This is a genomic window from Allochromatium humboldtianum (genome assembly GCF_013385175.1).
Classification (GTDB): Bacteria; Pseudomonadota; Gammaproteobacteria; order Chromatiales; family Chromatiaceae; genus Thermochromatium; species Thermochromatium humboldtianum.
The window spans coordinates 69053-81658 of the sequence record NZ_JABZEO010000004.1; the positions used below are offsets into that span (position 1 = coordinate 69053).

13 protein-coding genes are annotated in these 12606 nt (G+C 65.9%); 11 read left to right on the top strand and 2 right to left on the bottom strand.

Annotation, left to right across the window (positions count from 1 at the left end; translation table 11 throughout):
- Positions 1-97 precede the first annotated feature (97 nt).
- From gpmI to HW932_RS07105, 4 genes are all read left to right on the top strand, one after another.
- The gene (gene gpmI, locus HW932_RS07090; RefSeq protein WP_176975797.1) at positions 98-1633 is read left to right on the top strand and encodes a 2,3-bisphosphoglycerate-independent phosphoglycerate mutase; all 1536 of its coding nucleotides are present in this window, start codon (positions 98-100) and stop codon (positions 1631-1633) included.
- A gap of 4 nt (positions 1634-1637) precedes the next feature.
- Positions 1638-2477 (top strand): thymidylate synthase, encoded by an 840-nt coding sequence (locus HW932_RS07095; RefSeq protein ID WP_176975798.1) that lies wholly within the window; start codon positions 1638-1640, stop codon positions 2475-2477.
- A 36-nt stretch (positions 2478-2513) separates the two neighbouring features.
- Positions 2514-3524: a protease SohB gene (gene sohB / locus HW932_RS07100; RefSeq protein ID WP_176975799.1), complete on the top strand. Its 1011-nt coding sequence runs from the start codon at positions 2514-2516 to the stop codon at positions 3522-3524.
- Between the two features lie 125 nt (positions 3525-3649).
- Positions 3650-3958 (top strand): hypothetical protein, encoded by a 309-nt coding sequence (locus tag HW932_RS07105; protein ID WP_176975800.1) that lies wholly within the window; start codon positions 3650-3652, stop codon positions 3956-3958.
- 6 nt (positions 3959-3964) lie between these two features.
- On the opposite strand, the gene HW932_RS07110 is transcribed toward HW932_RS07105, so the two are convergent.
- Positions 3965-5554 carry a J domain-containing protein gene (locus HW932_RS07110; protein WP_176975801.1) on the bottom strand — a complete coding sequence of 530 codons (1590 nt, stop codon included), beginning with the start codon at positions 5552-5554 and terminating at the stop codon, positions 3965-3967.
- Between the two features lie 105 nt (positions 5555-5659).
- On the opposite strand from HW932_RS07110, the gene HW932_RS07115 reads away from it, so the two are divergent.
- Positions 5660-6085, top strand: coding sequence for a PilZ domain-containing protein (locus HW932_RS07115; RefSeq protein WP_176975802.1), 426 nt, complete (start codon positions 5660-5662; stop codon positions 6083-6085).
- A gap of 24 nt (positions 6086-6109) precedes the next feature.
- On the opposite strand, the gene HW932_RS07120 is transcribed toward HW932_RS07115, so the two are convergent.
- Complete coding sequence (locus HW932_RS07120) at positions 6110-6538, bottom strand: FxsA family protein (RefSeq protein WP_176975803.1); 429 nt, start codon at positions 6536-6538, stop codon at positions 6110-6112.
- Positions 6539-6696: 158 nt separating this feature from the next.
- On the opposite strand from HW932_RS07120, the gene cutA reads away from it, so the two are divergent.
- From cutA to accC, 6 genes are all read left to right on the top strand, one after another.
- Entirely contained in the window at positions 6697-7035 is a 339-nt protein-coding gene (gene cutA / locus HW932_RS07125) for a divalent-cation tolerance protein CutA (RefSeq protein ID WP_176975804.1), read from the top strand.
- Positions 7032-9371 carry a protein-disulfide reductase DsbD gene (gene dsbD / locus HW932_RS07130; protein ID WP_425485112.1) on the top strand — a complete coding sequence of 780 codons (2340 nt, stop codon included), beginning with the start codon at positions 7032-7034 and terminating at the stop codon, positions 9369-9371. The genes cutA and dsbD overlap by 4 nt, the downstream gene beginning before the upstream one ends.
- Complete coding sequence (locus HW932_RS07135; protein ID WP_176975806.1) at positions 9368-9961, top strand: TlpA family protein disulfide reductase; 594 nt, start codon at positions 9368-9370, stop codon at positions 9959-9961. The genes dsbD and HW932_RS07135 overlap by 4 nt, the downstream gene beginning before the upstream one ends.
- Positions 9962-10076: 115 nt before the next feature.
- Entirely contained in the window at positions 10077-10538 is a 462-nt protein-coding gene (aroQ, locus tag HW932_RS07140) for a type II 3-dehydroquinate dehydratase (protein ID WP_176975807.1), read from the top strand.
- Between the two features lie 4 nt (positions 10539-10542).
- The gene (gene accB, locus HW932_RS07145; protein ID WP_176975808.1) at positions 10543-11016 is read left to right on the top strand and encodes an acetyl-CoA carboxylase biotin carboxyl carrier protein; all 474 of its coding nucleotides are present in this window, start codon (positions 10543-10545) and stop codon (positions 11014-11016) included.
- 109 nt (positions 11017-11125) lie between these two features.
- The gene (gene accC / locus HW932_RS07150; protein WP_176976070.1) at positions 11126-12466 is read left to right on the top strand and encodes an acetyl-CoA carboxylase biotin carboxylase subunit; all 1341 of its coding nucleotides are present in this window, start codon (positions 11126-11128) and stop codon (positions 12464-12466) included.
- The last annotated feature ends 140 nt before the right edge of the window (positions 12467-12606 follow it).

Sequence of the window (12606 nt, forward strand, 5' to 3'; positions counted from 1 at the left end):
TAGCTGATTTTGCGAGCGGGCCGACAGCCGGATCACGACAGTCGACGAACACGCTCGCTCCCGGCCCGGAAGGGTCGAGTTTCTCGCGGAGTCACTGATGAAAAACGTCCCTCGCCGTCCCGTCGTCCTGATCATCCTCGACGGCTTCGGCCTGAATCCGTCCAAGGCCAACAATGCCGTGGCGATTGCGCGCACGCCGAATCTGGACCGCTATTTCTCGACCCATCCGCACACGGCCATCCAGGCGTCCGGTCTGTCGGTCGGGCTGCCTGACGGTCAGATGGGCAATTCCGAGGTCGGGCACATGACGCTCGGCTCCGGCTGCGTGGTACGTCAGGATCTGGTACTGATCGATCAGGCGATCTCCGACCGCAGTTTCTATGAGAACCGCGCCCTGGTCGCGGCGGCGCAAGCGGCGGCGGCCCAGAACCGTCCACTGCATCTGATGGGTCTGGTCTCGGACGGCGGCGTGCACAGTCATGTCCATCATCTCAATGCGCTGATCAAGCTGTGCAAGTATCAGGGTGCGCGCCCCATGGTGCATATGTTCACCGATGGACGCGACACCCCGCCGCGCTCGGCGCTGAATTATCTCAAGAGCGTCGAGAACGCGCTCGAAGTGGCCGGCGGTCAGATCGCCAGCGTCTCGGGTCGCTACTATGCCATGGACCGCGACAACCGCTGGGAGCGCACAGAGCTGGCCTGGCGCGCGCTGGTCGACGGGGAAGGGCGCCGGGCAGAGAGTGCGCGCGCGGCCATCGAGGCGGCCTATGCCGAGGGCGAGGACGACGAGTTCATCCGTCCGACCCTGATCGAGGGCGGCGAGACCATCCGGAGCGGCGATCAGGTCATCCATTTCAACTTCCGCAAGGACCGTCCGCGCCAACTGGTCTCGGCGCTGTTCAAGCCGGATTTCGATCACTTCGACCGGCGCGGCGTCAGCGGGGTCAACGTGACCTGCATGATGGAGTACGACCAGTGGTACGGTTTGCCGATCGCTTTCGATCACGACATGCCCAAGATCACGCTCGGTCAGGTGCTGAGCCACGACGGTCTGCCGCAGTTCCACTGCGCCGAGACCGAGAAATACGCCCATGTCACCTTCTTCTTCAATGGTGGACGTGACGAGCCGTATCCGGGCGAGGAGCGGGTGCTCATTCCCTCGCCCAAGGTCGCGACCTATGATCTCAAGCCCGAGATGAGCGCGCCCGAGGTGGCCGATGCCGTGATCGCGGCGATCGAGAAACAGGTCTATCCCTTCATCGTCGTCAACTTCGCCAATGGCGACATGGTCGGGCACACGGCGGTGCGCGAGGCGGTGATCGCGGCGGTCGAGGTGCTCGATCGCGAGGCCGGGCGGGTGATGGACGCGGCGGTCGCCGGCGGCTATTCGGTGATCCTCACCGCTGACCACGGCAACTGCGACGAGCTGATCGATCCAGTCACGGGCGATCCGCACACCCAGCACAGTCTCTATCCGGTGCCCTGTCTGATCGTCGACGAGGCGCCCTGGCGGCTGACCATCGGCGGCGGGATCAAGGACATCGCGCCCACGGTGCTCACGCTGATGGGTATCCCGGTCCCTGACGTGATGGACGGGCGCTCGCTGCTGCTCGGCCCGGCGGTGGTCTGACGCGATGCAGGTCTATCTGGATCTTCTGCGCGACGTCGTTGCCAACGGCCAGGATCAGGCCGACCGCACGGGCGTGGGGACGCGCGCGGTCTTCGGGCGGCAGGTGCGATTCGACTTGGCGGCGGGCTTTCCGCTGCTGACCACCAAGCGCGTGCATTTCAAGAGCGTGGTCGGCGAGCTGCTGTGGTTCCTGTCCGGTTCGACCGACAATGGTTGGCTGCGTGCGCACGGCATCCGCATCTGGGACGAGTGGGCGACGGAGCATGACGCGCTCGGCCCGATCTATGGTGCCCAGTGGCGCGCCTGGCCGGCGCCGGACGGGCGCGCGATCGATCAGCTCGCCGAGCTGGTCGCGACCATCCGCACCCGACCGCATTCGCGCCGGCTGGTGGTCTCGGCCTGGAATCCGGCCGATCTGCCCGACGAGACGCTCAGCCCCCAGGACAATGTGCGCGCCGGCCGCATGGCGCTGGCGCCCTGTCACTGTCTGTTCCAGTTCCATGTCGCCAATGGGCGGCTGTCCTGCCAGCTCTATCAGCGCAGCGCCGATCTCTTTCTCGGCGTGCCGTTCAACATCGCCAGCTATGCGCTGCTGACGCACCTGATCGCGCAGCAGTGTGATCTGGAGCCGGGCGAGTTCATCCACACCTTCGGCGATCTGCATCTGTATCGCAACCATCTGACCCCGGAGATCGTCCACGCCCAGCTCGGGCGCGAGCCGCGTCCGCTGCCGCGTCTGGTGCTCAAGCGCCGACCGGCGACGCTGTTCGACTATGGGTTCGAGGACATCGAGATCCAGGGGTATGATCCGCATCCGGCGATTCGCGCGCCGATCGCGGTGTGAGTCGCGGCCCATTTCACCTCGGAAGGTTCTTTGCCCATGCTGGAATTGTTTCTGGAGTCATCGATCGACTATCTCTTCTTCCTGGCCAAAACCCTGACCCTGCTGGCCGGGATCGCGGTGCTGATCGTGCTGGCGCTGCGCGTGCGCTCCAGCGGCGGCCTGCAGCGCGAGCAACTGGAGATCACGGATCTCAAGGAGCGTTATCGCTCGCTCAGTTACGCGCTCAAAGAAATCTCGCTGCCGGAGAAAGAGTACAAGGCGTTTCTCAAGCAGGAGCGCAAGCGCGAGAAGGAACGCGAGAAGACCGGCGATCAGGAGCAGCGACGGCTGTTCATCATCGAGTTCAATGGGGACATTCGCGCCAGCGAGGTCAGCGCGCTGCGAGTGCTGGTGACGACCCTGCTCCAGGAGGCGCGCGAGGGCGATCAGGTGCTGGTGCGGCTCGACAATGCCGGCGGCATGGTCAGCGAGCATGGGCTGGCGGCCTCGCAACTGGCGCGGCTGCGTGCCAGGGGCATTCCGCTCACCATCGCCGTCGACAAGGTGGCTGCCAGCGGCGGTTATCTCATGGCCTGTGTCGCCGATCGCATCATCGCCGCGCCCTTCGCCGTCATCGGTTCGATCGGGGTGCTGGCCGAACTGCCCAACTTCCATCGCTTGCTCGAACGCTATGGCGTGGACTTCGAGCTGCATACGGCCGGTGAGTACAAGCGCACGCTGACACTGTTTGGCGAGAACACCGACGAGGGGCGCCAGAAGCTGCGCGAGCAGCTGGAAGAGACGCATCGGCTGTTCAAGGCGTTCGTCTCCGAGTACCGGCCCAGTCTGGATCTGGAGCGGGTGGCGACCGGCGAGTACTGGCACGGCCGGCGCGCGGTCGAGCTGGGGTTGGTCGACGCCATCCAGACCAGTGACGATTTCATCCTGGAGGCAGGGGCCGAAATGGAATTGCTGAAACTCAAGTACCGGGCGCACAAGAAGCCGATCGAGCGGTTGGTGGCCAGTGTGCGCGGTGTGCTGGATCGTCTTCTGGTCGCCTCCCCATGACGGCGCTGTCCTCGGGTTTGTCGACGTGCATGGGCGGTCTACACTGTTGAAGGTCCGGCCGGATCTCCATTTGACGGTGATCCAGTCCATTCAGCGACGTGCCTCGATGTTGACCACGGTTCCCGATGCAGATCCTCGGTTCACCGGTTTCGCTGTCCCATGCCATCGTTTCCGAGTCATCTTGGGAGCGGACGCTGCCGGTCGCACCTCCACCGGCTATACGGACCGATGCCGACTCGCTGACCGAGCGCCCGGTGACGCGGGCCGAACGCACCGAGGAGTCTGCTCAGTATCGACGCCCCTACAGCGCCCCGGTCAGGGTGATGGCCGGCGATGGCTATGCACGGCGCGCCGTGGCGGCCTACGAAGCGACCCAACGCCTGGAGCGACGCGATGATCTGCAATCCTTCCAGGGCGTCGACGACTATGCTTGAGCGTGCTCAATAGCGCGCCCTGAGTATGAGCCAGTCCGAATCCTTGCGTTCGAGCAACAGCTCGATGATCCCGGCCTGTGTCACCAGACGCGATTGCCGGTCGAGATAGCTGACCTGGAACACAGCCATGAGGGCGCAGCGCCGGCTGTCGGCGATGGGCTGGACCTGGATCTGCTCGAAGCCGATGTGCCTGGACGAGGTGGTGCGGAACCACTCGGCATAGGTCTGGCGGATGGCGAACCAGGTCGCCAGCTCGTTCTCCTTGGCCAGCGGGCTGTAGAGCGCCATCAGCCGATCGAGCGCGCTGGATTGATAGGCGTTCTGGAAACGGCTCAGGATCTCTGGGGCGGTCTGGCACTCGGTGGCGACCGATGTACCGGCGGCCGTGACGTTCGAGACGGCTGGAGCCGTGCCCAGTGCCAGGGGCGTCTCGGGTGGCGCCGGCGGCTTGGGCGGCTCGGGTGTGGCCGCCGCCGGGATTTCGGCGTGTGGGGCGAGCGAGGCCATGGGATTGGACCACGCCGAGGAGGGCGCTCCAGGCGGGGACGCATTGAGAGGCGGGGCCGTCGGTCGATCCGATGACCCGATGATCGCCGGAGTCGCTGCATCCGTTTTTGGCTCTAGCAAGGGTTCCGGTTTTGGTTCCGATGCCGCTTGAGCCGGCCTCTCCTGAGTGGATCTCTCGCGCTCGGCTGTCTCGGGCACGACGCTCGACTCCAGGCCGAGCAGGGCGTTTCCTTTGGATGCGACGATTGGCGCCTCGCTTGGTGACGCATCCGGCGCGCTCGTCTGTGGAATGATGGCCGTTTGCGGCGCCTCCGCCGCTTCTGGAGTCGGCTCGCTCATGGCGATCGCTGGCGGCTGTGGCTCAGGCTCGGGCGCCGGTTCGTCTACGAGTGCAGGCGTCGGTTCGATCCCGAGCGGATGGTGGATGATCCGGGGAACCGGCCGGGGAGGCTCCTCCGGCCAGAACGCGATCGTGAGCATCAGGACACAGATGATCGCCGCCGTGCTCGACAATCGCTGCTGGATCGGTGTGAGCGCCAACCAGCGATCGTGCGTCCAGACCCAGACGGGGGCGATCAGGTCTCTGAGCGCGGGCGGCAGCCAGGCCGGCGGCAGACGCCGGTTGGATGGCTTGGAAGCCTCTCGATGTGCCTGTCCCCTCCGTGCGCCGGCGTGCGCCGTGCCGGTCTCGCCGCGCTGGAAGGCCGCGAAGGCGCGGTTGATCTGCTCAGTGCGACGGGTCGCCCAGGCGGTGCGTTCGGGATGTCGGTCCGGGTGATAGACCTGCATCAGCCGACGATAGCGCTGCTTGGCCTGCGTGGCGGCGGTGCCGGGCACGAACCCCAGGGGCGCGGGCGGGGGCGCGGCCTCGTCGGCAAAGAGTTGCCGGTCGAGCAGACGGTAGGCACTGGCGCTGGCGTGGTCGCGTGCGAGCCGCTGCCGTCCGATGGCCCGCTCCAGCTCGGCCACGCGCGGATTGTCCGGATTGCTCAGCCAGACGAGCAGGGCGTCGAGATGCAGCTCCAGGGCCGGGGTCGGCCGTTCGGCGGCGAGTGCTTTGGCGATCTGGTGCGTCCAGGACAGGCTCATGGATCGGGCCGTGGGCGTGGCGTGAGTGGAATTCGTGGCTCCTCGCCCTGGGGGCTGAGGAGGCGTGTTGCGTTAGGCTTCATCGAGACGGGATCGGGGTAAACCATGACCGTGGAGACACGTCGCTTCCTTCGCCATCCGGCCGATGTGCCCATCCGCTATTCATTGCGCGAGGTGATCGCCGACGAGCGCGATTATCTGCGCAACATCGGCGAGGGTGGACTCTGCTTCAGCTCGCGTCAGGCCATCCGGCCCGGAACACGCATCCATATCCAGATCCCGATCGCCGATCCGGTGTTCGAGGCCGATGGCATCGTCGCCTGGTGTCATCGACACGGAGCGGTTTTCGAAGTCGGGGTGCGTTTCGAGGGCATCGAGGATCGCTACGGGGTGCGGATGGTCGAGCAGGTCTGTCATATCGAGCACTATCGTCACGAGATCCTCGAACGCGAAGGACGATCGCTGACCAGCGAGGAGGCGGCGTTGGAATGGATCCGGAAATACGCCGATCGCTTCCCCGGCGGCGGCTGACTCCCCGGTCGGGTTGGAGTCGGTTCAGTCGTCGCGGTGGAATTCGCCCTCGATCACCCGCACCCGAGTCTCGGTCCGGACCTCGCCGGGCGCCTGCATGTTCATGGGCTGGATCCGGATGTAACGCTCGATCAGCCGGCGGCGCAGCGGAGGGATCAGGAGCAGGAAGCCCAGACCGTCGGTCAGGAAGCCGGGCAGGATCAGGAAGAGTCCGGCGGCCAGGATCAGGGCGCCGTCCATCATCTCGATGGCGGGCACCTCGCCCCGGTCGAGCAGATCGCGCACGCGCATCAGGATGCCGAAGCCCTGATGGCGCACCAGCCAGGCGCCGATGACGGCGGTCAGGATCGAGAGCAGGATGGTCGAGAGGGCGCCGATCTCGGAGCCGACCTGGATCAGGACATAGAGTTCGATCAGCGGCAGGCCGACGAAGAGCAGGATGAGTAGCGGCACGATGGCGTTCTCCGTGGGATGAGGGATCATCGGGGCCGGCCGCATGGAATCTATCGCAGCCGGCGCGGTCAGAGTCAGGCGTTCGTCAGACCCCGACGGTTAGCGGAAACCTTACCCTGTCGGTGAGATCAAGTCCAAGCGAGATCGAGTCTCCAAGCATGTCGACCCACTATCGTTTGATCCTCTGTACCTGCCCCGACCGGGAGACGGCGCTGCGTCTGGCCGAGGCCCTGGTCGAAGAGCGGCTGGCCGCCTGTGTCAATCTGCTGCCCGGCCTGACCTCGGTCTATCGTTGGGAGGGGCGTATCCAGCACGATTCCGAGGTGCTGCTGCTGATCAAGACCGTCGAGGCGCGAGTCGAGCCGCTCACTGACCGGCTGCGCCTGTTGCATCCCTACGAGGTACCGGAGATCATCGCCCTCCCCATCGTCTCGGGGTCGAGCGACTATCTGAATTGGGTGAGCGAATGCGTGAACGCCGTGGAGCAGGACTCGTGAAGCGACCGTGGTTTTTGGCCGGGGCGTGGCTGTGGCTGATGGCGGCCTTGGGCGGTACTCAAGCCCTGGCCGATGACTTCCTGAACCAGGAGCAGGCGTTTCCGGTCAGCGCCGAGGTGATCGGGCCGGAAGCGGTGCGTGTCGTCTGGGATACGGCGGACGGTTACTATCTCTACAAGAGCAAGCTCAGGTTCGACTCCGAGACGCCCGGTATCAGGCTCGGCGCCGCTGTGCTGCCCGAGGCCGAGATCAAACAGGACGAGTTCTTCGGCGAGGTCGAGACCTATCATGGGCGGCTCGCGGTCGAGTTGCCCATCGTGCGTGAACCGGACTCCGGCAATCGTCTGACGCTGCGGGTCGGCTCTCAGGGGTGCGCCGACACCGGATTCTGCTATCCGCCGCATCGCGAAACCCTCAGGCTCGAATTGCCGCCGGCGGCTCCCGTGCCTGTCGCGGCGGTATCAGCATCCACCGAGGCCAAGCCGAACCGTCTGGCGGCCCTGATGTCGTCGGCCGGCGCGGGGGCTGGATTGTCCGGCACGGATGAGATCCCCGAGGTCGAGCAGGCCTTCCGCTTCCAGTCCGAGGTCGTCGCGCCCGATCGCGTTCGGCTCACCTGGGACATCGCGCCTGGAACCTATCTCTATGCCGATCTGATCGAGATCGCGCTCGTCGATTCGCCCGAGGTCGCGCTCGGTATGATCGAGCGCCCGGCGGGCACGCTCAAGCATGATTCGGTGCTGCCCGACGGCTCGATCGGCGATGTCGAGATCCATCAGGGCCGACTCGACCTGACGGTGCCGCTCCAGCGCGCCACGACGGCGCCGACCGAGGCGACCCTGGTCGTCAAGTATCAGGGCTGTGCCGAGATCGGGATCTGTTATCCGCCGCAGACTCAGCGGCTCGCGCTGAATCTGCCCGAGGCGCCGGCCAAGATCGTCGGCGCCCTGCCCGGGGCGTCGACGGCAGACTCGGTTCAGACTCCGGCGTCGGCGCCGAAATCGACCGCCGGCTCGAGTCCGCCGGTCTCCGAACAGGACCGAATCGCCGCCGTGCTCGCCGGCGAGGGGCTGTGGGTGATCATCGCCGTCTTCTTCGGCTTCGGCCTGCTGCTGGCCTTCACGCCCTGCGTCTTCCCGATGATCCCGATCCTCTCGGGCATCATCGCCGGGCAGGGCGCAGGACTGACCACGCGCAAAGCGTTCGTGCTGTCGCTGGTCTATGTGCTGGCGATGGCCCTGACCTATACGGTCGTCGGCGTGCTGGCCGGGCTGTTCGGCGCCAACCTTCAGGCCGTCTTCCAGAGCCCCTGGATCCTGACCGCCTTCGCCCTGGTGTTCGTCGGACTGGCGCTGTCCATGTTCGGCTTCTACGAGTTGCAACTGCCCTCCAGCCTGCAATCCAGGCTCGCCGAACTCAGCAATCGTCAGGAAGGCGGCACCCTGATCGGCGTGGCCATCATGGGCCTGCTCTCGGCGCTGATCGTCGGACCCTGCGTGGCCCCCCCGCTGTTCGGGGCGCTGATCTACATCAGCCAGACCGGCGACGCGCTGCTCGGCGGGCTGGCGCTGTTCGCGCTCAGTCTCGGCATGGGCGCGCCGCTGGTCGTCATCGGCGCCTCGGCCGGTCGCTATCTGCCGCGTGCAGGGGCCTGGATGGATGCGGTCAAGGCGGTGTTCGGCGTGGCGCTGCTGGGCGTGGCGATCCTGATGCTCGAACGCCTCCTGCCGCCGGCGGTCGCCATGCTGCTCTGGGGTGGGCTGCTGATCTGCTCGGCGGTCTACATGGGCGCGCTTGCTCAGCTCCAGCCGGGTGCGAATGGCTGGAGCAAGCTGTGGAAAGGACTGGGTCTGGTGCTGCTGATCTATGGTGCGCTCATGCTGGTCGGCGCGGCGGCCGGCGGGCGTGACACGCTCCAGCCGCTGCGGGGTCTGATGCCGACGGGCGGCGTTGCGGGCAGCGCCGAGCATGTCGCGTTCAAACGCATCAAGTCGGTCGCCGATCTGGAGCGCGAACTGGCCCAGGCCCAGTCGAACGGCCAACCCGTGCTGCTCGACTTCTATGCCGACTGGTGCGTGTCCTGCAAGGAGATGGAGCGCTACACCTTCAGCGATCCGACCGTGATCGCCGAGATGAACCGCTTCGTCCTGCTCCAGGCCGATGTCACGGCCAACGACGCCGAGGATCGCGCCCTGATCCAGGGCCGCTTCGGTCTGCCCGGACCGCCGGCGATCCTGTTCTTCGATCGCAGCGGTCAGGAACTCGCCAACTATCGCCTGGTGGGCTTCAAGCCCGCCGAGCCGTTCGCCGCGCATCTGCGGCAGGTCGCGCCATGAAAGCCCTGAAGGTCATGCTCGTCACCGTACTCGCCGGCGGCATCAGCATCGGCACCGCCATCGTCGGTCAGCGCTGGGTCGATTTCGAAGATGGAGCCGGCGACAGGCAGGCCGCGCGTTCCGAGCGCCAAGCCGAGCCGCTCCAGACCCTGCCCGATTTTCGCCTGACCGATCTCGAAGGGCGCGAGGTCGCCAGCAACGCCTGGGCCGGCAAGGTGCTGGTGCTCAACTTCTGGGCGACCTGGTGTCCGCCCTGTCTGTCCGAGATCCCGCGTTTCGTCGAGATCCAGGAGCGACTGCGCGAGTCCGGCGTGCAGTTCGTCGGTATCGCCGTCGATCAGGTCGAGGACGTGCGCGCCTTCGTCGCCGGGCAGCCGGTCAACTATCCGCTCCTGATCGCCACGCCCGAGGTGCTCAAACTCTCGGTCCAACTCGGCAACCGACTCGAAGTGCTGCCCTTCACCGTGATCTTCGATCGGCATGGGCGGCGCGTCCATGGTCAGGTCGGCGAACTGAGCGCCGAGGAACTGGCCGATCACCTCGATCCACTGCTCGTGCGAGAAGGGCCGCGCGTGTCGCGTACACCCTGATCGTCTCTGGACAAGATCCGACGAAATCCGCACAATTCGACGCGATTTGCCGCCGATTCCGGCCGGACGGCAATGACGCACATCCTTACCCTTTGGTCTGCAAGCGGTTGGCGCCATGGCCTCGATCCTGGTCCTGAACGGACCCAATCTCAATCTGCTCGGTACGCGCGAACCCGGTCACTACGGGCGCGTCACCCTGGCCGACATCGAGCGCACGCTCACGGCCATGGCTCAGGACGCCGGCCATGAACTGGCCTTCGTGCAGAGCAACGCCGAGCATGTCCTGATCGAGACCATCCACCAGGCCGGCCGCGACGGTGTGCGTTTCATCCTCATCAATCCGGCCGCCTTCACCCACACCAGCGTCGCCTTGCGCGATGCCCTGCTGGCCGTGGCCATCCCCTTCATCGAGGTGCACCTGTCGAACGTGCACGCCCGCGAGCCATTCCGCGCCCACTCCTATTTCTCCGACATCGCGGTGGGCGTGATCTGCGGACTCGGGGCCGAGGGGTATGCGCTGGCGCTACGCGCCGCGCTCGGTCGACTGGACCAGCAGCCAACGAACGAGAACAACTGAAACGATGGACATTCGCAAGGTCAAGAAGCTGATCGAGCTGTTGGAGCAATCCGACGTCGCCGAGATCGAGATCCACGAGGGCGAGGAATCGGTCCGCATCAGCCGCCAGGTGAGCGGCGGTGCGGCGATGCCGTTCTACATGCCCCAGGGGATGCCGATGCCCATGGCGGGCGCCGCCCCCCAGCCGGCCGCCGCACCAGCCCCCGCTCAGTCGGCGGGCGATGACGACGAGGACGAGATCACCGGCACCCTGGTGCGCTCGCCCATGGTCGGCACCTTCTATCGCGCGCCCTCGCCGGGTTCCAAGGCCTTTGTCGAGGAAGGTCAGTCGGTCAAGGCCGGCGACACGCTCTGTATCATCGAGGCGATGAAGATCCTCAACCAGATCGAGAGCGAGCATTCCGGGACGGTCAAGCGCATCCTGGTCGAGAACGGACAGCCGGTCGAGTACAACCAGCCGCTGTTCCTGATCGACTGAGGCGCGGGATCCGTCTGGATCCTCCTCAACCGGGGGCCGGGCGGCGCCGTGCGCGCCGGATCGGCCCGTCTGGCCGCTCACAACCCAAGGCATCCCCATCATGTCCGCAATGATCGAGAAGGTTTTGATCGCCAACCGTGGCGAGATCGCGCTGCGCATCCTGCGCGCCTGCCGCGAACTAGGCATCAAGACGGTCGCCGTCCATTCCGAGGCCGACCGCGATCTCAAGCACGTGCTGCTGGCTGACGAATCGGTCTGCATCGGTCCGGCGCCGGCGATGCAGAGTTATCTGAACGTTCCGGCCATCATCAGCGCCGCCGAGGTCACGGATACGGTCGCCATCCACCCCGGCTACGGCTTCCTGTCCGAGAACGCCGACTTCGCCGAGCGGGTCGAGAAGTCCGGCTTCATCTTCATCGGCCCGCGTCCCGAGACCATTCGTCTCATGGGCGACAAAGTCTCGGCCATCGCGGCGATGAAGGCGGCCGGCGTGCCCTGCGTCCCAGGGTCCGACGGTCCGATCGACGACAACAAGAAGCGCACCCTGGAGCTGGCGCGCGAGATCGGCTATCCGATCATGATCAAGTCCTCCGGCGGCGGCGGCGGGCGCGGGATGCGCGTCGTGCACTCGGAGGCGACGCTGCTCAACGCCATCGCCCTCACCCGAGCCGAGGCGGCGGCGGCCTTCAACAACGACATGGTCTACATGGAGAAGTATCTGGAGAACCCGCGCCATATCGAGTTCCAGGTACTGGCCGACCAGATGGGCAACGCCATCCATCTCGGCGAACGCGACTGCTCGATGCAGCGGCGTCATCAGAAGGTGGTCGAGGAGGCGCCGGCGCCCGGCATCACCGAGGAGCAGCGGCGCGAGATCGGCGAGCGTTGCGCGGCGGCCTGTCGTTCGATCGGCTATCGCGGGGCGGGGACGTTCGAGTTCCTCTACGAGAACGGGCAGTTCTATTTCATCGAGATGAACACCCGCGTCCAGGTCGAGCATCCGGTCACGGAGATGATCACAGGCGTCGACATCGTCAAGGAGCAGATCCTGATCGCCGCCGGCGAGCCGCTGCGCTACCGCCAGTCGGACATCCAGCTGCGCGGACATGCCATCGAGTGCCGCATCAACGCCGAGCATCCCGAGACCTTCATCCCCAGCCCGGGCAAGATCACTGACTTCCACGCGCCGGGCGGGCCGGGGGTGCGGGTCGAGACCCACATCTATTCCGGCTATACCGTGCCCTGTCACTATGACTCGATGATCGGCAAACTCATCACCCACGGCGAGGATCGTGATTCGGCGGTGGCGCGCATGTGCAATGCCCTGCGCGAGACAGTCATCGAGGGCATCCACTCCAACATCAAGCTCCAGCGCTCGATCATGCGCGATGGGGCCTTCCTGGCCGGCGGCGCCAATATCCACTATCTGGAGAAAATGCTCGGCCTCTGACGCGAGCCGCGTCTCCGACACGGCCAAGGCCGCGCCGGAGACGCCGTTGCGATCAGGCCGTCTCGGCGCGATGCCGGAACTCGGAGAGATAGTCGAAGACGGTGTCGATATCGATGGGCGCCAACTCACCGAAACGCCGG

Coding starts and splice junctions, on each gene's coding strand:
- gpmI (WP_176975797.1), top strand. CDS start 98: ATGAAAAACGTCCCTCGCCGTCCCGTCGTCCTGATCATCCTCGACGGC.
- HW932_RS07095 (WP_176975798.1), top strand. CDS start 1,638: ATGCAGGTCTATCTGGATCTTCTGCGCGACGTCGTTGCCAACGGCCAG.
- sohB (WP_176975799.1), top strand. CDS start 2,514: ATGCTGGAATTGTTTCTGGAGTCATCGATCGACTATCTCTTCTTCCTG.
- HW932_RS07105 (WP_176975800.1), top strand. CDS start 3,650: ATGCAGATCCTCGGTTCACCGGTTTCGCTGTCCCATGCCATCGTTTCC.
- HW932_RS07110 (WP_176975801.1), bottom strand. CDS start 5,554: ATGAGCCTGTCCTGGACGCACCAGATCGCCAAAGCACTCGCCGCCGAA.
- HW932_RS07115 (WP_176975802.1), top strand. CDS start 5,660: ATGACCGTGGAGACACGTCGCTTCCTTCGCCATCCGGCCGATGTGCCC.
- cutA (WP_176975804.1), top strand. CDS start 6,697: ATGTCGACCCACTATCGTTTGATCCTCTGTACCTGCCCCGACCGGGAG.
- HW932_RS07135 (WP_176975806.1), top strand. CDS start 9,368: ATGAAAGCCCTGAAGGTCATGCTCGTCACCGTACTCGCCGGCGGCATC.
- aroQ (WP_176975807.1), top strand. CDS start 10,077: ATGGCCTCGATCCTGGTCCTGAACGGACCCAATCTCAATCTGCTCGGT.
- accB (WP_176975808.1), top strand. CDS start 10,543: ATGGACATTCGCAAGGTCAAGAAGCTGATCGAGCTGTTGGAGCAATCC.
- accC (WP_176976070.1), top strand. CDS start 11,126: ATGATCGAGAAGGTTTTGATCGCCAACCGTGGCGAGATCGCGCTGCGC.